Raw genomic sequence first — 20,553 nt, 5'->3', positions numbered from 1 at the left:
GCGCAGGTCTGCGCGTGAAACAGCCCGTTGGCGTCATATTGGCCGGTGGCCAGGCGACCCGTATGGGTGGTGGTGACAAGGGGCTCCTGTCTTTGGGCGACAGGACGATCATTGATCACGTTGTGGAACGGCTATCACCGCAGGTGGCAGGATTGGCGCTCAACGCCAACGGCGATCCGGCGCGGTTTGCGCATCTGGGTCTGCCGGTCATTGCCGATACGGTGGAAGGTTTTGCAGGCCCGCTATCCGGGGTGCTTGCAGGTCTTGACTGGGCTGCAACACAAGGGGCGGATGACATTGTCACTGCGGCAGCTGACACACCGTTCTTTCCCTGTGATCTGGTGCCGCGGTTGCAGCTGGCCGCTGAAGAGGCAGGCAGCGAAATTGCCCTTGCCAAGACACCAGACGGACGCCACCCGACCTTCGGCCTATGGCCCGTGTCCTTGCGACACGATTTACGTCAGGCGCTGACGGAGGGACTACGCAAAGTGATTCTGTGGACGGACAAACACGGTGGAACCACGGCAATGTTTCCGGACGATCTCGCGTTTTTCAACGTCAATACTCCTGACGACCTCACAAAAGCACAGGCGATGCTATGAAAGTCTTTGGCGTCACAGGCTATAAGAACGCCGGCAAGACCGGATTGATGGAAAGACTCGTGACCGAAATTGCGGGGCGCGGCTTCACGGTTTCGACAATCAAACACGCGCATCACAGCTTCGATGTCGATCACGAAGGCAAAGACAGCTATCGGCATCGGCAGGCCGGTGCCAGTCAGGTGCTATTGTCGTCGCGTAAACGATGGGCGCTGATGACCGAACTGCGCGGTGCCGAAGAGGCGAGCCTCGAAGACCTGCTCGCGCAACTTGCGCCAGTCGATCTGGTGTTGGTCGAAGGTTACAAAAGGGATCGCCACCCCAAGATCGAAGCCTTCCGCGGCGAGATGAACCACCCCTTGATTGGGTCTGAAGACGATACGATCCGCGCGATTGCCAGTGACACAACCATTCAGGCCAAGCAGCCGGTTCTTGACCTCGACGACACAAAAGCCATTGCCGATTTCATACTTGCCGAGGTCGGACTTTGAACTTCGACAAGGTCATTATGGTCGATTGGTCGGGCGGTAACGATCGCGGCCCCAAGCCCGTCAAGGATGCAATCTGGGCCGCAATCGGGTCTGGCGGGCAAGCCGGTGAACCGGTTTATCTACGCAACCGCCAGGTCGCAGAGGCATGGTTGATTGACACGCTGACGGATTTTCGTGCGCGCGGTGAGCGGGTTCTTGTCGGTTTTGACCTCTGTTTTGCCTACCCAAAGGGTTTCGCAGCGAAACTCATCGGGCGCGAAGACACACTCGCGCTGTGGGACTGGTTTGAGGCAAAAGTTGAAGACAGCCCAACGAAGAACAACAGATTTGACCTTGCCGGAGAGATCAACGCCAAGTTTCCTGGCGTCGGCCCGTTCTGGTTTAACGGACTACCCCGTGACATTTCTCATCTTCCGCGCAAAGGCACACAGAGAGCCGGGCACGGCCTGCCCGAAAAACGTGCGGCCGATCTTGCGATCAAAGGCAGTTTTTCCCCCTGGCAGTTAGCGGGTGCCGGAGCAGTTGGCGGACAAGTCATCATGGGGCTGCCGATGCTTGCGCGACTGAGAAAGCGGTTTACGGACGCCCTTTCAGTCTGGCCCTTTGAAGCCCCAGACACACAGATCGTTCTTGCCGAGACTTATTTCTCACTCTTGCCTGATCTGGTGCAAGACGAACCACATCAGATCAAGGACGCAGCCCAAGTTTCACTTTATGCACGTGTGTTCTCGGCGCTCTCAGGCAAGGCCACCGCCGATCTGATGGCAGTGCAGGCAACCTCGGAGGGCTGGGTCCTTGGCGCAGGAGAAACCGAGGTGTTGCGCAAGGCTCTCGACAAATTACCACCACGCCTGAAAAACGACTGTTTTGCCATGCCTCAGGGTGCCTACTGGACGCCTGTGGACGAGGCACTTGCCCATCTAGAGGCCCACCTGCATCCTGTCACAGGAACGCAAAGCGTTTCGATTGCTGATGCATCAGGTCTGATCCTCGCGGAAGATGTCATGGCGGCGCGATCCCATCCCCCTGCCCCGAATGCAGCCGTTGACGGCTATGCCTTTGCCGGTCCTGCACCTGAAGGTTTGAATGAACTCCCGCTCGTCCAAGGGCGCTCTGCGGCGGGCGTGCCCTATGAGGGAACAGTTCCAGACGGACATGCCATACGCATCCTGACTGGGGCGAATGTGCCTGATGGTGTCGATACTGTCGTCCTTCAGGAAGATACGACAGTCGATGAAGATACCCTGCGCTTTTACGGGCCGCTGAAGAAAGGCGCCAATGCCCGTAACGCTGGTGAAGACATGACCATTGGCCAGCCAATCCTTGCTGCAGGGCGAAAATTGACGCCAGGCGACATCGGTATGATTGCTGCTGCCGGAGTTGGGCAGGTGACCGTCCGCAGGCCACTGCGCGTCGGCGTCCTGTCAACAGGAGACGAACTTGTGCCCCCCGGGGCAAGCGCGCGTGACGCGCAGATTTTTGACGCAAATGGACCCATGCTGGCGGCGTTGGCGGCCGAGTGGGGCCACGACGTGATCCCTTTGGGACGCGCGCCAGACGACAGGGATGCTTTGCGCGAGATGCTGAACGACGCAACCCGATCTTGTGACGCCATCCTGACTTCGGGCGGCGCATCAGCTGGGGCCGAGGATCATGTCTCGGCCTTGCTTTCGGACACAGGCAGCTTCGCCCTCTGGCGGATTGCAATGAAACCCGGGCGCCCTTTGGTGCTTGGCATGTGGAATGAAACCCCCGTGTTTGGCCTGCCTGGCAATCCGGTTGCAGCCATGGTCTGCGCGCTGGTGTTTAGCGCGCCCGCACTGAGGGTCATGGCAGGCGGCGGCTGGCGCAAACCCGAGGGCTATCTGCTTCCGGCTGAATTTTCAAAATCAAAGAAGGAAGGTCGCACAGAATACCTTCGCGCCCGCATCCAAAATGGGTGCGTCGAAGTCTTTCCCTCCGAAGGGTCAGGTCGGGTCTCGGGACTGTCGTGGGCGACCGGTCTCGTCGCCCTCTCTGCGCCTGCGCAAACAATCGCACCCGGCGACCCTGTGCGCTACATCCCGTTTGCTGATTTCGGTAGATGAAAATCACTGTCGGCATCCCTGACAAAGACCGGGAGGCCGCGGCGCGGCTTTACTGGGATGCGTTCGGCGAGAAACTCGGTTTCGCGCTTGGGCCAAAGCATCTTGCGTTGCAGTTTGTCACCGCAGTCATGCGACAAGACCATGGGGTCTGCGCACATGATGATGACGGGCGCCTGATTGGCGTTGCGGGCTTCAAGACGTCAAAAGGCGCGCTTGTGGGTGGAGCTTTCCATGACCTCAAGCAAATTTATGGTTGGGCGAGTGCAGCTTTCAGGACCAGCCTCTTGGCGGCTTTGGAAAACGACATCGAAAACGAACGCTTTTTGATGGATGGACTATTTGTCGCTGAGGACGCCCGTGGGCAGGGTGTTGGTACCGCACTGCTGAATGCGATCACGCAGGAGGCCAAGCGTCGGGGGTATCATCAGGTGCGTCTTGATGTGGTCGATACCAACACACGTGCGAAATCGCTGTATCTGCGGCAGGGGTTTCGAGATGTTAAAACCCAGCGGATTGGCTTGCTGCGTTTTATTTTCGGGTTCAAATCGACGACTGCCATGGTCAGGGACATCTACCCTGAACCAGAACAGAAACCCCGCAACAGAAGTGGCGGGCAAAGAGCAAGGTAGCGCCTGGAGATCGCCGAGGGCTGATGCAGATCCTCAATTGACCTTGGAGAAAGCCACCACCGCACAAGGCGACGTAGCTGCCTCCCTGAACAATTATTCAGCTTCGGGCTTGCATTCTAAACTATACAGTTTAGTTCATATTCAGGAAATGCCTCTGAGATGACATCCCGAAGCCGTTTCGCGAACCGTCAGTTCGCGCATGACGGAAGTGTCAATCCTCGCGGAATTTCCGACGAAAAACTGCGCACCAACGTCCTCCCCTCTGGTGTGCAGATCGCGCGATCCTAAGACGCGCAAATGCCCGTCTGCCACGTCAAGGCAGACAAGGCGTCACAGCGATGGGGCGTTCATCCCTCCCAGCCCCATCGCTGCAATCGCCTTGCTGAAATTGAACCGCTCGGTCTATGATCAACTCCATCGGAGGACCTGAGATGCCAGATGGCACAACACAGCCAAAACGAGGCCGAAAGTTTGATCAGGTGCTTGCCGGTGCCAGACAGGTCTTTCTGTCAGACGGTTTTGAGGGCGCATCCGTCGATGATATCGCAAAAGCTGCCGGCGTGTCGAAGGCGACGCTCTACAGCTATTTTCCAGACAAGCGGTTTCTTTTCCTGCAAGTGGCCAAAACAGAGTGTGCCAGACAAGCTGATCACGCCATCGAGACCATCGACATGGACGCGCCTGCGGCAGACGTTCTTCAGGCCATTGCTGACGAGATTGTCGCGTTCATCACATCAGAATTTGGCACGCGTATCTTTCGCATCTGTGTAGGCGAGAGCGAAAGGTTTCCCGAGCTTGCGCGCGAATTCTATGAAAGTGGACCGCAATTGGTCCGCGAGCGGATGATGTCTTATCTGGAAAAGGCGATCGCACGGGGCGAGTTACAGATTGACGATGTTGCGCTTGCAGCCGAGCAATTTCAGGAACTTTGCAAAGCTGATCTTTTCCCGCGGATGATGTTCAACATCGCCGATGACTTTACTGTCGACGAAAAACGGCGCGTCACGAAAGGGGCCGTGCGGATGTTCATGGCCCGTTACGGCAGCTAGTCTAGCCGGCGCACCTGCAGGTTTTGCCCCGGTTTTTTCTGTGTCTCAAAACGGCCGGTCTTGACCAGTAACTCGCTCAGTTTGGGGCTGCCATAGGTACGCGGGTCAAAGTCGGGATGCGCGCGGATGATGTATTGGCCAAGCTGACCCAAGGAGTACCACTCACCTTCGGGATCAATGCTATTCATTGCCTTGATCACAAGCGGGATGGCCTTTGATGGCGGCTGACGGTCATTGGACGCCTGCTCGTTCTTGTTTGATTTCTTCGGTTTATCCGATTTTTCCTCGCCGATGATATTTTCAATCAGGATGAACCGATTGCAAACATTGCGCAGGCTTGCAGGCGCTTTGCCTTCACCGATCCCAATGACTTCGACTCCATCTTCTCTGAGCCGGTTGGCAAGCGCGGTGAAATCGCTGTCGGACGACACAATGACGAAGCCGTCGAAACGGCCCGTATGCAAGATATCCATGGCATCAATCACCAATCCGATATCGCTGGCATTCTTGCCCTTGGTGTTCGCCGTTTCCTGATTTGCAACCATACCAAGTTCGACGACCTCCTTTTTCCATGCCGAAAGGGAGGAACTGGACCAATCACCATAGACCCGTCGCAGAGCAGGTTCGCCGTAGGTCGTGATCTCGCGCATGATCGCGCTGGCGTGTTTTGCAGGAATATTGTCCGCGTCAATCAGCACAGCCAGCAACATGCGTCCGTCAGGCATTTATTCATCCCCCATCATGGCAAACGATGCGAATATCTTTCGCTCGGTCTCAGAGAAACTGTCATCTTCGTCGCCAAGTTCCAACCCATTGAGCGCATAGGCAAAGGCAAGGTCAGCCTTTGCATCATACCAGACCCCTCCCTTGAAGCCGTAGGCGTTGCCGAAATGTCCGATCAGCGGGCGCGGATAGAAGGCCGGGTTCTGGAAGATTTGCAGCCCCGCACCGTACTGCTCAAAGACACCGCCAAGATCGTTGCCCGCCGTTTGCGCATCACGCCAGAGAACGGTTTTGTCTGCATCGCGGAGCGCCTCTGCCAAGGTCAGCATCCCGTCCAACGAAAGGCGCAACCCACCCTGAGGGGAGAACCGGCCCACACTTACTGCCGGCGGTGGCATGACAGCCGGATCGTCGATTTGCGCAGCGAAGCCATCACCGTCGTGGCGAAAGGTCGGCAAAGCATCTGCGCGTCTTGTGTCAGGCACTCCGATCCAATTGAAGCCACCGTCGTCAGGGATCATATGACTGCAGGCCTGCGGAAGGTCGGTCCCGGAAAGTTTTTCGATAACCTCGGCCAGAACCAGATAGCCAAGATTGGCGTAGTCAAAATAAGTCCCACTTGGTCTCGCTCCGAAACGGTTGCTTGTGAAAAACGCCTGAAGTGTCTGGTCAGGGGGCAAAAGATAGCCCTTTTGATCGTCGAGCCCGGCCGTATGTGCCGCGAGCGCGCCGATCGAGATGGGAATGTCAGGGAACTCAGGATTGCAGAGCGGCCACCCGAGAACCGAAGAGACATCGCTGTCCCATGCTACCCGATGTTTCGTGCAAAGCTGCGCGAGTGTCTGTCCGATGACAATCTTCGAGATGGACGCCACGCGAAACATGCGAAAACGATCCACATCCAGAAATGATTGATGCGCGATAGCAAAATCCCTTTTGCCGCGACAGCATGCGGCCAGTCCGCAAAAGGCAAAAGGCCCAGCGATCTGCTGGGCCAACGCATCCAGTTTCTCAACACTCAAAATTCGACGACGGCGCGGATCGACTTACCCTCATGCATCAGATCGAAACCTTTATTGATCTCATCAAGGCTCAGTTTGTGCGTGATCATCGGATCAATCTCGATTTTGCCCTGCATGTACCAATCGACAATTTTTGGCACATCGGTTCTGCCAGATGCGCCCCCGAACGCCGTTCCGCGCCACGAACGCCCAGTGACAAGCTGGAATGGTCGCGTCGAGATCTCTGCACCAGCAGGGGCAACGCCAATGATAATGCTTTCTCCCCAGCCTTTGTGGGCGGATTCAAGAGCTGTACGCATCACGTCAACATTCCCCGTCGCATCGAATGTGTAGTCGGCACCGCCACCAGTCAATTCGACCAGATGAGCGACCATATCGCCATCGACCTCTTCGGGATTGACGAAATCAGTCATGCCGAAATGTTTGGCCATCTCGACTTTGCCGGGGTTCAGATCGACACCAACGATCTGATCAGCGCCAGCCAAACGCAGGCCTTGGATGACATTCAGGCCGATGCCACCCAAACCGAAAACAATTGCACGGCTGCCAATCTCGACCTTGGCAGTGTTGATCACCGCGCCAATGCCAGTGGTAACACCGCAACCGATATAGCAAATCTTGTCGAAGGGTGCATCGTCGCGAACCTTGGCCAAAGCGATCTCAGGAAGCACCGTGTGGTTGGCAAATGTCGAGCAGCCCATGTAGTGCAGGATCGGCGTGCCATCGAGCATCGAAAACCGTGACGTGCCATCCGGCATCACACCTTGGCCCTGTGTGCTACGGATCTTCTGGCATAGGTTTGTCTTGGGGTTGAGGCAGTATTCGCACTCCCGGCACTCTGGTGTGTAGAGCGGAATGACATGATCGCCGGGCTTCAGGCTTGTCACACCTTCACCAACCTCCACCACAACGCCAGCGCCCTCATGCCCAAGGATCGCAGGGAACATGCCCTCGGGGTCCGCACCGGACAGCGTGAACTCATCTGTGTGGCAGATGCCGGTCGCTTTGATCTCGACCAGAACCTCTCCGGCCTTCGGTCCGTCAAGATTGACTTCCATCACCTCAAGCGGCTTACCCGCTTCGATTGCCACGGCTGCACGGGTACGCATCATTTCTTCTCCCTTTGTGTTGATCCGACGATCAATGAAACAGGACGTGATTTCAACCTCGCAGTTTTCGGGACTTGTAATCTGACCGGAACTCACAACAATCAGCGATATGAAGCGCATACTCTTGGTCTTAGTGCTTGGCGCCTGTGCCGAGCTTGCTCCGCAATTGCCAGCGACACCTGAGGTGCAGGACGATACCTGCAACGCAAATACCTATGCCGACCTTGTGGGGCGCGGCGCGACAGCGCTTGAACGCGTGCTGATCCTTGGACAGGTGCGCGTCATTCGACCTGATGATGCCGTCACGATGGATTTCAGACCTGAGCGCATCAATTTCATGATTGATGACGAAAACGCGATTTCCCGCATCACATGTGGCTGATCGGTCTGGTTTGGAAGGTCCCCGATGCCACGAACTGGGTGGGGGCTACTGACCGCAGCACCGGGGGTTTAGCTTTTCGCTATGCTGTTGAGCATCGCTTTGACATGTGTTCCCAGTTGGCTTGGCGCGCGGCACGGCCATGGTGTTTTTGCGGCGGAAGCATGGCAGGCAGACGAATTGGCTTGATTTTCAACTGGCAGGCGTCAAATTTGATGCATGACAGCACAATTTCCGTCGCAGTTTCAGGCCCCACCACAGACGGCCTTTGACCGCAAAGAGCTTAATCTGATTCTGGGTTTATATGGTCGGATGGTCGCCGCAGGTGAGTGGCGCGACTACGGATTGTCGCATCTTCGGGACGTTGCCGTCTTTTCGGTGTTCCGGCGAACAGCTGAAAACCCGCTCTACAGGATAGAGAAACGTCCAAAGCTGCGCCTCCGACAGGGCCAATATGCGGTGATCGGGATGGACGGCCAGATCCTGAAACGCGGCAATGATCTGCGACAGGTCCTGCGCATGCTTGAACGCAAACTCATTCGCGCTGTTGACTGACCCCCGACTGCTAAAGTCGTTTGTGCGCGATGACATCCCCGTCACCCTGTGCAGCAATCCGCAAAACCGCCCTTTCAATAGGTTCATAGACGGTTGCCATGTGATGGGCGTTGGCGTGGATCAGCGTCGCGTCGTCGACCATTAGCCCGACATGACCTTTCCAGAACACCAGATCGCCACGTTCGTATGGCGTTTGTGCCTCAGCACCCAATCCATCGCGCTGCATGTCGCTGTCAGCGGGACACGGCAAACCACATGCCCTGAACGAAGTGGATACCAGACCGGAGCAGTCAATCCCGCGGCTGGAGTTCCCACCCCAGAGGTAAGGCACACCAAAATGGATCTGTGCCACAGTCACAGGATCGTTCATCGGCCGATCAAGCGGACGAAGATGGCTTTTGGAAACGAAACCAACGGTGGTCTCAAAGAAGCGCCGTCGTTCGTTAACCACAGTGACACGCGCACCAAAGGGTAGGTGCAGAACATCGCGCGACTTGAACTCCTCGGCCTCGTAGGCGTGTGTCGCAAGGGTCGCGACGAAATGGGTTGGCGTGGCTTCCGGGATCAGGTGAGAGGCTGCGACATAGCCGACATAGTCGTCCTCAGCCTGCACAAACGACCACCCTTGGCGTTCTTCAAAAACTGTGACGCGAGTGCCAAGAAGAAGCTGCCTGTCCCTCGGTCCGTCAGGTTCTGCACAAAGATCAACAACCGGATCGCCAACCGACATCGGCACCCCGGCCACGTATCTTTCGGCCTCAACCGCCCCCGCAAGGTGCAGCGCAGCAACGCGCCCGTTTGCTGGTGTCAAACGGCGGTCCATCAGAGCTTGAGTAAGGCAGGTAGCGCCTCAAGCAGTGCGCGCGCACCCATACCGACACCGCCTTTTGGGCGCGACGGCTTTGCTGAAGGCTGCCAGCCATAAATGTCGAAATGCACGTAAGGGCTTTCCACAAAGCGGCGCAAGAACAAGGCCGCCGTGATGCTTCCTGCCATTCCACCTGATGGCGCGTTGTCCAGATCGGCTATTCCGGGCTCGATCATATCCTCATAGGGCGCATGGAACGGCATCCGCCACACCGGATCGGCGACTTTGGCGGCGGCGGCGCTGAGCGCCGCAGCGGTTGCATCGTCATCGGTGTAGAAAGGTGCGAGGTCGGGCCCAACCGCGACGCGGGCCGCACCGGTCAGGGTCGCCATCGAAACCACCAGATCAGGCTCGTCCTCGTCTGAAAGCGTCAGTGCATCAGCAAGAACAAGACGGCCCTCGGCATCAGTGTTGTTGATTTCGACAGTCAATCCTTTGCGCGAGGTAAGAATGTCTTGTGGACGAAATGCGTTGCCATTGATGCTATTTTCGACAGCCGGAATCAGGACGCGTAGCTGGAGAGGCAGTTTGAGCGCCATAATCATATGCGCCAAGCCCAAGACCGTCGCAGCTCCGCCCATATCCTTTTTCATCAGGCCCATTGACCCGCCGGGCTTGATATTCAGGCCGCCGGTATCAAAACACACGCCTTTGCCGACCAACGTGAGTTTCGGACCGCTGTCACCCCACCGCAAATCCAGCAAACGTGGCGCCCTGTCAGAAGCACGGCCAACCGTGTGGATCATTGGAAAATTCGCCGGGATGAGATCATCGCCCACAATTGAATTTACAACGGCTGCGTGTTCGTTGGCCAGCGCGCGGGTGGCTTCTTCCAATTCGTATGGCCCCATATCTGAGGCGGGCGTGTTGATTAGCTCACGCGTCAGGGCTTCGCCATTTGCGATGATCTCTAACCGTTGGGCATCGACATCTTCGGGTGCGACCAGTCTAGCCCCTTCGGAAACCGGGCCGGAAAATCGGGTGTATTTGTAGCCTGCCAAAAGCCACGCAAGTGCTGCTTCTTCAAGCGCATCGCCTTCAAGCCCGTTTGCGATCCGGTAAGTTCCTGACGGTAGCTTCGTCGCAACCGCTCCCATGTGAAACCGACCGCGCGCCCGCGCGCCTTTAGTGCCAAAACCGACCAGCACCTTCGCAATTTCACCGCTCTTTCCGGGACAAAGGATGATCTGGCCGAGACCTGCTGAAAAATTCTGGGCATTGGCCCACGCTTTCTCGTCATCCGACAGTCTGGCTAATGCGCTATCTAGTTCTTCGGACGCAATGACATGGATTGGGATGGCCTTATCGGCTGGATCGGCAAAGGCGAGTGGCATAAAAGCTCCGCTGGTGAGGGATTTATCGCCACACTAGCGCCTGCCCCGCCCGCCGCAAGTGCAGCCCCGCTCGTATGCCAGAGCGAAGTTCGCGTGAGCGGCAATAAATTCAGAGGCCGCGAAAAGTCCAAACCGCGTTGACGGCAAAATCGAAACTGCGTTCCAGTCGGGCAATCGTCGCTTCTGTTGCGACGCCGTCTCTTTGTGCGACACATCGGCGGACATGTTCCGCGCTCAGCGCGACTTCCAATAAGCCGATCTTACGTGCACGCGAGGCAATCCGGGTTGAAGCCTGCTCCATCATCTTTGGCTGCGCAGACGATAGCCCCTGCTGTAAAAGGTCTAGATCCGCAGCAATCTGTTCGAGGCAATCGCAGATTTGATTCTCTGCCTCACAGACCGGCATCTGATCGTAAAGTGACCTGATGGGACCTGAATCAAAATGCCGGCTCGCCGGGACAGCTTTATTGGCGTCCGGCACGTCTTGGGTGATAGCAGCGGCACGGCTGAGATAAACGACATTCGACATAGAGCGCAGCAATAGCGCGACATACTTCCCAGAAGGTTGATGCCAGCGGGAAAAACCTCTCGAAATTCCTGAAAATGCAAACTAAGCATGGGCCAACGACCGAAAGACGACCCTATGCAGCATGCGCGCCCTCTCCCCTCATATCTGGTCAACCGTTATCGGGGCTGGAAAGCGACCGTCTATGCCGAAAACAGCGGTTGGTATCATCGTTTGGCAGAGGCCGGTCAGCAGCCACGCTCGATGGTGATTTCATGTTGTGACAGCCGCGTGCATGTCACCTCGATTTTCGGTGCCGATCAGGGCGAATTCTTTATCCACCGCAATATCGCAAACCTTGTGCCGCCGTTTAATCCCGACGGGCATCATCACGGCACTTCTGCTGCGGTCGAGTATGCCATCACCGGCTTGAAGGTCGCGCATCTGATTGTTCTGGGCCATTCCGGCTGTGGTGGCGTCGAAGGCTGTTACAATATGTGTTCGGGCAAAGCGCCGGAATTGGAAGAGGCATCAAGCTTCGTCGGCCGCTGGATGGATATTCTTCGCCCCGGCTTTGCCGCGCTTGAAGATGGCACCGACGAGGAGCGCAAACGCCAGTTGGAGAAACGCTCCGTTGTCATTTCGCTTGAGAACCTGATGACGTTCCCGTTCGTGAAATCGGCGATCGAGGCTGATCGACTGTCAATCCACGGGCTTTGGAACGACATCGGCGAGGGTGTGCTGGAGGGCTACGACCCCGCCAGCGACAGCTTCAGACCGCTTTAGACCACGAATAAGCTAGTCTTTTCCGGCCCAGTCCGCTGATTGCATTTCTCTCAAGCGGCTTGCCGTGCGCTCGAACTCAAAGGTGCCAGTTCCTTCGACATAAAGCATCTCCGGCGTTGCAGCCGCAGAGCAGATCAAACGCACCTTGCCTTCGTAAAGCGCGTCAATCAACGTCACAAACCGCTTGGCTTCGTTGAAGTTGTGTCGCGACAGTGTCGGGATATCCTCAAGGATCAAAACCCGGACGGCAGCGGCAAGTGCAAGGTAATCCGCCGGCCCCAATGGCCGACCACAAAGATCGAAGAATTTTACGCGCGCAACGCCATTGTGGAACTGTGGCAGAACGACCTCTCGGCCTTTGACATGAAGTGTGAGGGTCTCTGACTTCCCATTGCTGAGATGGTTCCAGATCTCATCTATCGCAGCTCTGGCAGTCTGATCATTCGGACTAAAGTATGTCTGCTCGCCAGCCAGGCGGTCCTGACGGTAGTCGGTGGGACTGATCAACTCATGCACAACCATGCGCTCTTTGATCAATGCGATGAAGGGTAGGAATAACTGCCTGTTCAACCCGTTCTTATAGAGATCATCAGGCGGCCTGTTGGATGTCGTGACGACGGTCACACCTGCGGCGAAAAGGGCCTCGAACAGTCGTCCGACAAGCATGGCATCGGTAATATCGGTGATCTGCATTTCGTCGAATGCCAGAAACCTGACTTCGCCGGCCAGCTTGGTCGCAACCGGTGCCAAAGCGTCCTCGACGCCGCTTTTGCGCGCAAGATCGAGTTCTGCGTGAACCCACTGCATAAAGGCGTGAAAGTGCCGCCGCTGCTTCGGCACAGCGACCAGATCATACATCAGGTCCATGAGCATGGATTTTCCGCGCCCGACCCCGCCCCACATGTAGAGGCCTTTGACCGGTTCGGGTGCCTTGCGGAAAAGCCCGCGTTTGGCAGGCACGAGCAAGGCCGCGCGAATGCGTTCCAGTTCAGGCAGGACAGCGATCTGGGCATCATCTGCCCGCAGTCGGCCCGCATCTATCGCGTCTTGATATGCCTGTTGGACGGTGGTCATGGGCGGTGGATACCGCGCAGCAGCAACATTGGGAAGACAGAAGCCGTTTGGCTAGTTTCGTAATGCATCACGGAGCGCTTCGATCAATTCGCGTCCATGAGAATAAGGCAGGGCGTGATCAGCATGTGGCACCACCTCGTGCCGCGCATTACGATTCCATTCCGCAAGTTTGCCCAAGGCGCTAAGCGGAATGATCGAGTCGGACTCCGCCCAGATTGCGATGACCGGAATGCCTTTCTTCCCAAGCTGGGTGTGTTCGTAATGTTGCACCTCGCTCAGCATGCCCCGTCTGCTCGATAAGATGCCGGGCAGGTAGCCTCGCCGATGCAACTCTCGTCTCTGCGCGCGCAGAACTTTGTCAATTTCTTTGGTCTGTCCGCGTTCCGGGATCGCTCGCTCGATCCGTCTTTGGGCAAGTAAGGCGTGGAGCCAGTCGCCCAGAATTGGCGTTCTTCGGCAAAACCGCGCAAACCAGGTCTCATTGACCACAAGGCCGGTGGTTGCAAACAAGATGACCCGTTTGACGAGAAACGGATGCTCTGCCGCATAAGCCGTCACGATACTTCCCCCCATCGAATAGCCGACAAGGGTCAATTCCTCGGTCAACCCGTGATAGGCAAGCAGGTCCGAAAGTTGGCGATGAAAGTATGCGCGATCCTGCAATCCACCTGGCGCGTCAGATAGTCCGCGACCGTAAAGATCGTAAAGCAGCACGCGATAGCCGAGCGTCCCTAGCCCTTCCGCGACAGATTCCATCGAGTCCATCGGTGTGGCCAAGCCGTGTACTACCACAGCAACGGGACCACGCGACGACCCCATCCATCGATAGTGGGTGACACCCTGAGAAAGCTGCGCGAACTCACCGGCGGCGCCGTGGCGCTCCGTCGGACCAATCACAGTCCGTCGCCGCTCCATCGAGAAGGGCCAGATTGCAATCACTGCAATCGTCAATCCTGCGAGAAACAGGAAGTACCACATCAACCTACGACCTCTTTTGCGTAAAGGATGATTGTCCTATCCGTTCCGGCGGAAAGCATCCAGGATGTAGCGGCTCGTCATCAAATCGAGGTGCGCGCCGCCGCCGTTCTTGAACAGTGTAATTTCGTCAGTTCTATGACGCTGGAAACGCGAAAGCGCGTAAAAATCAGCAATCACTTCAGCGGCGGCAAAAGCGCCCGAAGCAATCGGGATCTTCAACTCGCCAATATGATCAACCGTGGTATCGCGGCTGTCGACAAAAACACTGGCGCGCTGCAGGGCCGTGTCATCGACTTCACGCATGTCCGGACGGTAGGCACCAATCAGGTCGATATGTTGGCCGGGCTGGAACCATTCACCCTTCAGGATCGGCTCTGTCGTCATCGTGGCCGAAGTCACGATATCCGCCGCCTTGACCGCCGCCTCCAGATCATCCGCAATCGCCACATCGGGGTGCGCCGCCTTGAACGCCTCAGCGCCCGCCGCCGACCGGTTCCAGACCGTGAACCGCGCATCGGGAAAGGCCGCGCCATAAGCCTCACGCAGGGAATGACCCACGGTGCCTGCACCAACGATCAGGATGTTGCGGCTGTCAGGCCGCGCCAGTCGGCGCGCGGCCAGTAGGCTGTCACCGGCGGTCTTCCACTTGGTCACCAGATGGAAATCAAGGATCGCCTCAAGCACACCGTCCTTGCCAGAAAAGAGGTTCACCGCGCCCCCGATCGCAGGCATGCCGAGCGCCTTATTGCCGGGAAAGATCGTGGCGCATTTCACCGCCAGCCCCAGCCCCGCAATCCATGCCGAGCGGTTGAGCAGCGTATTCTCGCCCTCATAGAGAAACACATCCGCAACATCTGCCTTTGGTCCGTCATGGCCAGCCGCCAGCGCATCGGTCAGGGCGATCCAGTCGAGATGTTTCTGCCCTTCCTCAAACGGGATCATCACGGTCATTGCGCCTCTCCTTCTCTCAACAGCCCCTCGGCCACCAACCGGTCCGCCCACCCCTGTGGACCTTCGAACAAATGCGTCTGCCAGCCCCGCGCCTCGGCTGCGCGCAGGTTGTCGATGCGGTCATCGGCAAAGAGCAACCCTTCGGGCGGCACCCCGCAATCAGATTCGACCATCTGGTAGATACGGGTTTCGGGTTTGATCACCCCCATGTGGCCCGAAATATAGCGCCGGTCGAACTCACTGAGGAATGGATAGACCGGTTCGGCGATAGCAAAGGTCTGGATGCCGAAATTGGTCAGGGCAAAGACGGGCACGCCCTTGGCACGCAGAGCCCGCAGCAGGCGGACCGAATGGGGGATTTCTGGGGCCGCCATCTCGATCCAGCGGTCGTGCCAAATCATCACTTCGTCGCGCCATTCGGGATAGCGGTCGGCGGTGGCGGCGATCACCTCGTGAAAGGTCCCTCCTCGATCCACTTCGTCATTCATGCCGTGCAGGTCGATCGTGGCAAACATCTCGCGGCGGCGGTCCTCGCCGATCACAGAGTCAAAGAACCGCTCCGGCTGCCATTCGATCAGCACGTTGCCGATATCGAACACGACGGCTTGGACGTTTGGCATAGTCACCCCCTATCTGCGCAGCGGACGCCGCAAGAGAGCCCGTTTGGCCTGCGCGTCGCGCCAGATCATGAACAGACCCGCGCCAAGGATCAACGCCATGCCGAGATAATCCCAGCCATCGGGGAACTCGTCGAAGATGAAGATGCCCCATGCCACCGACATGGGCAGGGCGAGGTACTCGAAGGGGGCCACATGCGAGGCCTCGGTCACGCGGTACGCCTGAGAGATCAGCCAGCCTGCCACGGCAATCCCGATCCCCACGATCAGGAAGACAGGGAAGTCCGCGACCTCCGGCCAGACCCACGCTCTCAGCAAAAAATCAAGCGAAGGGTCGGGCTGATTGCCGAAACGCCCGTCACCGACGGCAACAAAGAACATCAGCGACACGATGATGAACATCACCTGAATGTAGAAAGCCATTGTCGCTGCATTCTCGGTCCCGCCCATCTTGCGTGTCAGAACGTGGATGCCAGCATAAAAGAACGCCGCCGCCAGCGGCAGGATCGAGGCAAGCTGGAACGCCTGCGTACCAGGGCGCATCATTACCAGCACCCCAAGGAAACCCACCAGAATAGCCGCCCAACGGCGCGGGCCGACGGTTTCGCCAAGAAACAGCACTGAGGCGAGGGTGATCACAATCGGGCTGATAAAAAAGATCGCCACAGCATCGGCCAAGGTCATCGCCGCAAGGCCAAGGAAAAAGGTCATGTTGGCGAAGACAACGCATAATCCCCGCAGCATATGCAGAGGCAATTTCTGCGTCCGCGCGATCCCCCAACCTGCTGTAAAGGGTGCGATCACGCAGACGATGATGATGACCCCGATGACAGAGCGGATCAGCACCACCTGATGCAGCGCGTAACCGCCGCTCAGGAATTTGATCGCCACATCGTTGATGGAAAAGAACACCACCGCGATGGTGGCACAAAGCGCCCCCAATGCGGCGGGCGATATCTGCTTCATGGTCTGGCCGCCTGCCGCACGGCGCGTTCCAGCGCATCCAGAAAACGCGCGCGGTCCGCCTTGGAAAAGGGCTTGCCGCCACCCTGCCGGAACGGGTCAGCAGCGCGCATATCCGCCATCAAATCACGCGTCGCCAGCACATTGCCAATATTGGCTTGCGTCAGCGCCTCGCCATTGTGCTTGATCACCAGCGCGCCGGCCTCAATGCATTTCGCAGCCAGCGGAATATCCCCCGTCACCACCACATCACCCTTGGTCGCGCGATCCGCGATCCACATATCGGCCACGTCAGGGCCATCCGGCACCACGACCGTTTCAACAAAGGGATTCTGCGAGGGCCGCAGCCCGCCGTTGCTGACAATAAACATCTTCAGCTTATGGCGCGTGCCGACACGCTCGACCTCGGCTTTCACCGGACAGGCATCGGCATCGACGTAGATCATCCGTAGAGCGCCTCGGCATGAAAGGCGATGTGATCCTCCATGAAGGTGGACACAAAGAAGTAAGAGTGGTCGTAGCCCTTCTGCAGCCTGATCTGCCCTTCCTGCCGCTGCGCGGCCATTGCCTGCGCAAGGTGCTCGGTGCCCAACAAATCGCCGAATTGATCATCTGTGCCGGTATCAATCAGGATCGGGCCATCAAACTCGCCACCCTGCATCAGCAAAGTCGCATCATGTGGCCTCCAGTTCTTCTCATCGCCCCAATAGGCCCCGAACTGCTTGCGGCCCCAGTCGCTGGCGGTCGGGTGACAAATCGGGGCAAAGGCTGAAACCGAGCGGAACCGTCCCTTGAGCGCCATCGCCATGGTCAGCGCCCCGTGGCCACCCATTGAATGGCCCGTTATCGCCTGCCGGTCCATGTCGAGGGGGAAATTCTCGGCCACCAGCGCAGGCAGTTCCTCTGCCACATAGGACCACATGTTGAAATGCTGCGACCAAGGCTCTTGTGTCGCATCAATGTAAAACCCCGCGCCCTGCCCCAGATCATAGGCCTCATCATCCGGGACGCCTTCGCCACGTGGCGAGGTGTCAGGAAAGATCAACGCAATCCCCTGCTCGGCCGCCCAGGCCTGTGCGCCCGCCTTGGTCATGGCGTTCTCATGCGTGCAGGTCAGACCGGAGAGATACCATAGGACCGGCACCGGCCCGTCCTTGGCCTCCGCAGGCAGAAATAGACCAAAGGTCATGTCGCAACTGCAGACGTCAGAGGTATGGGAATAGACCCCCTGCGTGCCCCCAAAACAGCGGTTTTCGGATATGGTCTTCATGGCGGCCTCCCTCGGTCATCCCCAACGGCTAGCGCGGTTTCAGAAGGTTGTCACCCACGCAATCACCAGTGAGACGGTCACGACACTCACCGCCGTCGAAATTAGGATTGAGGCGGAGACTCGTGTGGGTGCCACGCCGTAGTGCTGGGCAAGGATGTAGACGTTGCCGGCGACAGGCAGCGCCGCTGCGGCGATCATCACGCCTGCCGCGTAAGGATCAACGTCAAAAAGGAAGAGAGCCGCGACGGCGACTGCAGCGGGATGCAACACCAGCTTATTGAATGAAAGCCAACCGGCCACGGCGACGCGCTCGGCTGATTTGCTGGCAAGCGATGCCCCAATCGCGAACAGCGCCCCGGGTGTTGCCGCTGCGCCGAGCAGAGTCAGAAAATCGTTCACTGGCACCGGGATTGGCAGACTGTAGGCGGAAACGAGCAGACCGAGCGTGATCGAGACAATCATCGGGTTTTTCAAAAGCCCGACCGCGACGGTCCAAAGGATCTTTGGTGACATTCGGCCATCACGTGCCCCCGTGATCAGGATCACGATCAGACTGCCAAAGACGATCAGATCAACAGCCAAGACCATCATGACGGGGCCGACAGCGGCTTCGCCCAAGAGCAGCACCAGCATCGGTATCCCCAGAAAACCCACGTTTCCGATGACGGCGCATTGCGCCTCGACCGCAGCCTCTGTCACAGGCACACCGCGCCGCAAAGCAACAATGGTGGCGAAGACATACACCACGCCAGTGGCACTGAGATAGGCGAGGACAAAGGGCCAATCGAGAATATCCGCAAGTGACAGATTGGCCGAGAACCGGAAGAGCATCGCCGACAATGCAAAGTAGAAAACAAATTTCGTCAGGTAGGCCGTCGCCTCAGGCGAAAAGAATCCGGTTCGTCCAGATCCATAGCCGAGGGCAATCAGCATGAAAAATGGCAGGGTCTGGAGAAAAATATCCCACATGGCTCAGTCGAATGTCCCTGATGCGCGGGCCAACAACATGAACGCGCGAGCGGTGCGCGTATTGGAGAGGGCAATCAGGTCAGTGTCCGTTGCCTGAGCCTCAAATGTGACGAGCATTTCGTCAAAACGCCGCAAAAAATGATGCACGGTATCGCGAAAGATCGTGTCCTCGCGCATTCGGGCTGCCGCTATCGCAAGCGCATCGCGATCCCTGATTGCGCCCAACCGATCAACATCCTTACCGCGATCGCCCTTGGCAAACTGCCGCCAAAGGTCCGGGGCAACCGGGTCAGGGTTAAAGTCGTCAGTGTAAACGCCATCCTGCGATAGCAGGGTCAGGACATCCTGACTGGCCTGCACAAGGCGGCGGGCCTGTCGGTCGCGCAAAGCACGTCTGAGCGCAGCAAAGCCTTCTGTGTCACGTTCATCATCGGGAAAGTTCAACGCGCGGATCAAGTCCGGTCCTGCAAGTGGCTGCGGCGCATCTTCTGGCACATCAAGTGCCAACGTGGGCTGATCTGCAGGTGACTGTGGCGCTGCGCGGGGTGTTATGAGCCGGCTGACTTCGCGCCGTGTCGCGAACTTTGCTGTCGGCGCTTCCGTCCTGACAGGTGCAGCCTGCTCAGCAGGGCGATTTGGCTCTGCTGTCGCGTGAGATGGTTTTTCAGCCTGCTGCGCCAGTTGAATCTGCCTGAGATCATCCAAAGCAGATTGCAGCCGAAACATTTCATCGCGGGTCATCCGAGCCGCGCGCGCATTGCTGAGCACCAACCAAACAAACAAGAGCGGCATGAAGGCGGCCGTCGCGAACGCAAGCCAAAGCCCTGTCACAACCATCTCGGCCGTGAGCAAACGCCAAAAATAAATCACAACGAAAAGCAGCCAAGCGACACATGCCGCCAACGCGACCTTTTCACCACCCGACAATGAAGCGGTGTCGTTCGGTCTGGATTGGCCTGTGTTGAGCGCCATGCAACCGCGCGCTTTCTACTTATAACTGATGGATAAAATCTCGTATGAGCGTACGCCGCCCGGAGTGCGCACTTCGACGCTGTCGCCTTCTTCCTTGCCGATCAAGGCGCGCGACAAAGGCGACTTCATGTTCAACTTACCTGCCTCGATATCAGCCTCATATTCGCCGACGATCTGATATGTCTTTTCTTCATCGGTGTCTTCGTCGACGACCTCAACTGTCGCGCCGAATTTGACAGGCCCGGACAGTTTCGACGGGTCGATCACATCAGCAAGTGAAATGACCCCCTCGAGCTCTTTGACGCGCCCCTCAATGAAAGACTGCTTTTCCTTCGCAGAGTGATATTCGGCATTCTCAGACAGATCGCCGTGTTCACGCGCTTCGGCAATGGCGCGGATAATGGCAGGTCGTTCAACTGACTTGAGATGCTTGAGTTCGGATTCCAGCTTTTCAAAGCCTGCACGGGTCAGAGGTATCTTGTCCATCGTCATGCCCCTCCGGGGTTATTCTTGTTAGCCGGTCGATCTTACGCGAGGCAGAACGCACAAAGTCAAGGCCAATGCGCGTATCGTTGTCGCGTCTGCGCATTTTGACGCCGTGTCCTGATTGTCCCCGTGTTTCC

At 57.5% G+C, this 20,553-nt stretch carries 24 protein-coding genes; 8 read left to right on the top strand and 16 right to left on the bottom strand.

The genetic code is table 11. The features are described 5' to 3' along the window. The first annotated feature begins 14 nt into the window (after positions 1-14). The 5 genes from mobA (at position 15) to BM316_RS00480 (ending at position 4,855) form a co-directional block, all read left to right on the top strand. Entirely contained in the window at positions 15-602 is a 588-nt protein-coding gene (mobA, locus tag BM316_RS00500) for a molybdenum cofactor guanylyltransferase MobA (protein ID WP_090207289.1), read from the top strand. Then, on the top strand, positions 599-1,090 hold the full coding sequence (gene mobB / locus BM316_RS00495; protein ID WP_090202600.1) for a molybdopterin-guanine dinucleotide biosynthesis protein B: 492 nt from the start codon (positions 599-601) through the stop codon (positions 1,088-1,090). The genes mobA and mobB overlap by 4 nt, the downstream gene beginning before the upstream one ends. Positions 1,091-1,107: 17 nt before the next feature. Continuing rightward, positions 1,108-3,177 carry a molybdenum cofactor synthesis domain-containing protein gene (locus tag BM316_RS00490; protein WP_207493651.1) on the top strand — a complete coding sequence of 690 codons (2,070 nt, stop codon included), beginning with the start codon at positions 1,108-1,110 and terminating at the stop codon, positions 3,175-3,177. Continuing rightward, positions 3,174-3,806 carry a GNAT family N-acetyltransferase gene (locus BM316_RS00485; RefSeq protein WP_090202595.1) on the top strand — a complete coding sequence of 211 codons (633 nt, stop codon included), beginning with the start codon at positions 3,174-3,176 and terminating at the stop codon, positions 3,804-3,806. The genes BM316_RS00490 and BM316_RS00485 overlap by 4 nt, the downstream gene beginning before the upstream one ends. 431 nt (positions 3,807-4,237) lie before the next feature. Then, positions 4,238-4,855 (top strand): TetR/AcrR family transcriptional regulator, encoded by a 618-nt coding sequence (locus tag BM316_RS00480; protein WP_090207286.1) that lies wholly within the window; start codon positions 4,238-4,240, stop codon positions 4,853-4,855. Here the strand turns inward: BM316_RS00480 and BM316_RS00475 are convergent. The 3 genes from BM316_RS00475 to BM316_RS00465 form a co-directional block, all read right to left on the bottom strand. Then, the gene (locus BM316_RS00475) at positions 4,852-5,580 is read right to left on the bottom strand and encodes an NYN domain-containing protein (RefSeq protein WP_090202592.1); all 729 of its coding nucleotides are present in this window, start codon (positions 5,578-5,580) and stop codon (positions 4,852-4,854) included. The two genes, BM316_RS00480 and BM316_RS00475, sit on opposite strands and share 4 nt — an antisense overlap. Continuing rightward, on the bottom strand, positions 5,581-6,477 hold the full coding sequence (locus BM316_RS00470) for a serine hydrolase domain-containing protein (protein ID WP_131802525.1): 897 nt from the start codon (positions 6,475-6,477) through the stop codon (positions 5,581-5,583). A gap of 119 nt (positions 6,478-6,596) precedes the next feature. After that, positions 6,597-7,709, bottom strand: coding sequence for an S-(hydroxymethyl)glutathione dehydrogenase/class III alcohol dehydrogenase (locus tag BM316_RS00465; RefSeq protein ID WP_090207283.1), 1,113 nt, complete (start codon positions 7,707-7,709; stop codon positions 6,597-6,599). A 109-nt stretch (positions 7,710-7,818) separates the two neighbouring features. On the opposite strand from BM316_RS00465, the gene BM316_RS00460 reads away from it, so the two are divergent. Continuing rightward, positions 7,819-8,091: an I78 family peptidase inhibitor gene (locus tag BM316_RS00460; protein ID WP_090202587.1), complete on the top strand. Its 273-nt coding sequence runs from the start codon at positions 7,819-7,821 to the stop codon at positions 8,089-8,091. Positions 8,092-8,307: 216 nt separating this feature from the next. Further along, on the top strand, positions 8,308-8,643 hold the full coding sequence (locus tag BM316_RS00455; RefSeq protein WP_090202584.1) for a DUF2794 domain-containing protein: 336 nt from the start codon (positions 8,308-8,310) through the stop codon (positions 8,641-8,643). 10 nt (positions 8,644-8,653) lie between these two features. On the opposite strand, the gene BM316_RS00450 is transcribed toward BM316_RS00455, so the two are convergent. The 3 genes from BM316_RS00450 to BM316_RS00440 all read right to left on the bottom strand — a co-directional run bounded on the left by BM316_RS00450 (position 8,654) and on the right by BM316_RS00440 (position 11,374). Then, positions 8,654-9,469: a C40 family peptidase gene (locus BM316_RS00450; RefSeq protein ID WP_090202582.1), complete on the bottom strand. Its 816-nt coding sequence runs from the start codon at positions 9,467-9,469 to the stop codon at positions 8,654-8,656. Beyond that, positions 9,466-10,845, bottom strand: a complete 1,380-nt coding sequence (locus BM316_RS00445) for a leucyl aminopeptidase family protein (RefSeq protein ID WP_090202579.1) — start codon at positions 10,843-10,845, stop codon at positions 9,466-9,468. Before BM316_RS00445 ends, BM316_RS00450 begins: the two co-directional genes overlap by 4 nt. Positions 10,846-10,954: 109 nt before the next feature. Then, on the bottom strand, positions 10,955-11,374 hold the full coding sequence (locus BM316_RS00440) for a hypothetical protein (RefSeq protein WP_090202576.1): 420 nt from the start codon (positions 11,372-11,374) through the stop codon (positions 10,955-10,957). A 114-nt stretch (positions 11,375-11,488) separates the two neighbouring features. Between BM316_RS00440 and BM316_RS00435 the strand changes: the two genes are divergently transcribed. After that, a complete protein-coding gene (locus BM316_RS00435; protein WP_090207281.1) occupies positions 11,489-12,136 on the top strand; it encodes a carbonic anhydrase in 648 nt (215 codons plus the stop codon). Positions 12,137-12,148: 12 nt separating this feature from the next. Here the strand turns inward: BM316_RS00435 and zapE are convergent, their stop codons facing one another. Genes zapE through greA form a run of 10 tightly spaced genes read right to left on the bottom strand, consistent with a single transcriptional unit; the run spans position 12,149 to position 20,416 of the window. Then, positions 12,149-13,210 (bottom strand): cell division protein ZapE, encoded by a 1,062-nt coding sequence (gene zapE / locus BM316_RS00430; protein ID WP_090202573.1) that lies wholly within the window; start codon positions 13,208-13,210, stop codon positions 12,149-12,151. A gap of 51 nt (positions 13,211-13,261) precedes the next feature. Beyond that, positions 13,262-14,188 (bottom strand): alpha/beta fold hydrolase, encoded by a 927-nt coding sequence (locus BM316_RS00425; protein WP_090202570.1) that lies wholly within the window; start codon positions 14,186-14,188, stop codon positions 13,262-13,264. A 36-nt stretch (positions 14,189-14,224) separates the two neighbouring features. Beyond that, complete coding sequence (locus BM316_RS00420; RefSeq protein WP_090202567.1) at positions 14,225-15,139, bottom strand: ornithine cyclodeaminase family protein; 915 nt, start codon at positions 15,137-15,139, stop codon at positions 14,225-14,227. Next, positions 15,136-15,759 carry an HAD family hydrolase gene (locus tag BM316_RS00415; protein WP_090202564.1) on the bottom strand — a complete coding sequence of 208 codons (624 nt, stop codon included), beginning with the start codon at positions 15,757-15,759 and terminating at the stop codon, positions 15,136-15,138. Before BM316_RS00415 ends, BM316_RS00420 begins: the two co-directional genes overlap by 4 nt. A gap of 9 nt (positions 15,760-15,768) precedes the next feature. Continuing rightward, complete coding sequence (locus BM316_RS00410; RefSeq protein ID WP_090202561.1) at positions 15,769-16,722, bottom strand: DMT family transporter; 954 nt, start codon at positions 16,720-16,722, stop codon at positions 15,769-15,771. Continuing rightward, positions 16,719-17,165 carry a YaiI/YqxD family protein gene (locus BM316_RS00405; protein ID WP_090202558.1) on the bottom strand — a complete coding sequence of 149 codons (447 nt, stop codon included), beginning with the start codon at positions 17,163-17,165 and terminating at the stop codon, positions 16,719-16,721. The genes BM316_RS00410 and BM316_RS00405 overlap by 4 nt, the downstream gene beginning before the upstream one ends. Continuing rightward, positions 17,162-17,989, bottom strand: coding sequence for an S-formylglutathione hydrolase (gene fghA, locus BM316_RS00400; protein WP_090202556.1), 828 nt, complete (start codon positions 17,987-17,989; stop codon positions 17,162-17,164). Before fghA ends, BM316_RS00405 begins: the two co-directional genes overlap by 4 nt. A gap of 39 nt (positions 17,990-18,028) precedes the next feature. Next, entirely contained in the window at positions 18,029-18,958 is a 930-nt protein-coding gene (locus BM316_RS00395) for an AEC family transporter (protein ID WP_090202553.1), read from the bottom strand. A gap of 3 nt (positions 18,959-18,961) precedes the next feature. Continuing rightward, positions 18,962-19,930 carry a hypothetical protein gene (locus BM316_RS00390; RefSeq protein ID WP_090202550.1) on the bottom strand — a complete coding sequence of 323 codons (969 nt, stop codon included), beginning with the start codon at positions 19,928-19,930 and terminating at the stop codon, positions 18,962-18,964. 15 nt (positions 19,931-19,945) lie between these two features. Beyond that, positions 19,946-20,416 carry a transcription elongation factor GreA gene (gene greA / locus BM316_RS00385; protein WP_090207278.1) on the bottom strand — a complete coding sequence of 157 codons (471 nt, stop codon included), beginning with the start codon at positions 20,414-20,416 and terminating at the stop codon, positions 19,946-19,948. Positions 20,417-20,553: the final 137 nt, after the last annotated feature.

The organism is Yoonia litorea (assembly GCF_900114675.1).
GTDB classification, from domain to species: Bacteria; Pseudomonadota; Alphaproteobacteria; order Rhodobacterales; family Rhodobacteraceae; genus Yoonia; species Yoonia litorea.
This window is presented reverse-complemented; position numbering and strand designations above follow the sequence as displayed.

What these genes read in the sequence shown, in the direction of transcription:
- mobB (WP_090202600.1), top strand. Translation starts at nt 599, where the DNA reads ATGAAAGTCTTTGGCGTCACAGGCTATAAGAACGCCGGCAAGACCGGA.
- BM316_RS00490 (WP_207493651.1), top strand. Translation starts at nt 1,108, where the DNA reads ATGGTCGATTGGTCGGGCGGTAACGATCGCGGCCCCAAGCCCGTCAAG.
- BM316_RS00485 (WP_090202595.1), top strand. Translation starts at nt 3,174, where the DNA reads ATGAAAATCACTGTCGGCATCCCTGACAAAGACCGGGAGGCCGCGGCG.
- BM316_RS00480 (WP_090207286.1), top strand. Translation starts at nt 4,238, where the DNA reads ATGCCAGATGGCACAACACAGCCAAAACGAGGCCGAAAGTTTGATCAG.
- BM316_RS00475 (WP_090202592.1), bottom strand. Translation starts at nt 5,580, where the DNA reads ATGCCTGACGGACGCATGTTGCTGGCTGTGCTGATTGACGCGGACAAT.
- BM316_RS00465 (WP_090207283.1), bottom strand. Translation starts at nt 7,709, where the DNA reads ATGCGTACCCGTGCAGCCGTGGCAATCGAAGCGGGTAAGCCGCTTGAG.
- BM316_RS00460 (WP_090202587.1), top strand. Translation starts at nt 7,819, where the DNA reads ATGAAGCGCATACTCTTGGTCTTAGTGCTTGGCGCCTGTGCCGAGCTT.
- BM316_RS00455 (WP_090202584.1), top strand. Translation starts at nt 8,308, where the DNA reads ATGACAGCACAATTTCCGTCGCAGTTTCAGGCCCCACCACAGACGGCC.
- BM316_RS00445 (WP_090202579.1), bottom strand. Translation starts at nt 10,845, where the DNA reads ATGCCACTCGCCTTTGCCGATCCAGCCGATAAGGCCATCCCAATCCAT.
- BM316_RS00440 (WP_090202576.1), bottom strand. Translation starts at nt 11,374, where the DNA reads ATGTCGAATGTCGTTTATCTCAGCCGTGCCGCTGCTATCACCCAAGAC.
- BM316_RS00435 (WP_090207281.1), top strand. Translation starts at nt 11,489, where the DNA reads ATGCAGCATGCGCGCCCTCTCCCCTCATATCTGGTCAACCGTTATCGG.
- zapE (WP_090202573.1), bottom strand. Translation starts at nt 13,210, where the DNA reads ATGACCACCGTCCAACAGGCATATCAAGACGCGATAGATGCGGGCCGA.
- BM316_RS00425 (WP_090202570.1), bottom strand. Translation starts at nt 14,188, where the DNA reads ATGTGGTACTTCCTGTTTCTCGCAGGATTGACGATTGCAGTGATTGCA.
- BM316_RS00420 (WP_090202567.1), bottom strand. Translation starts at nt 15,139, where the DNA reads ATGACCGTGATGATCCCGTTTGAGGAAGGGCAGAAACATCTCGACTGG.
- BM316_RS00415 (WP_090202564.1), bottom strand. Translation starts at nt 15,759, where the DNA reads ATGCCAAACGTCCAAGCCGTCGTGTTCGATATCGGCAACGTGCTGATC.
- BM316_RS00410 (WP_090202561.1), bottom strand. Translation starts at nt 16,722, where the DNA reads ATGAAGCAGATATCGCCCGCCGCATTGGGGGCGCTTTGTGCCACCATC.
- BM316_RS00405 (WP_090202558.1), bottom strand. Translation starts at nt 17,165, where the DNA reads ATGATCTACGTCGATGCCGATGCCTGTCCGGTGAAAGCCGAGGTCGAG.
- fghA (WP_090202556.1), bottom strand. Translation starts at nt 17,989, where the DNA reads ATGAAGACCATATCCGAAAACCGCTGTTTTGGGGGCACGCAGGGGGTC.
- BM316_RS00395 (WP_090202553.1), bottom strand. Translation starts at nt 18,958, where the DNA reads ATGTGGGATATTTTTCTCCAGACCCTGCCATTTTTCATGCTGATTGCC.
- BM316_RS00390 (WP_090202550.1), bottom strand. Translation starts at nt 19,930, where the DNA reads ATGGCGCTCAACACAGGCCAATCCAGACCGAACGACACCGCTTCATTG.
- greA (WP_090207278.1), bottom strand. Translation starts at nt 20,416, where the DNA reads ATGGACAAGATACCTCTGACCCGTGCAGGCTTTGAAAAGCTGGAATCC.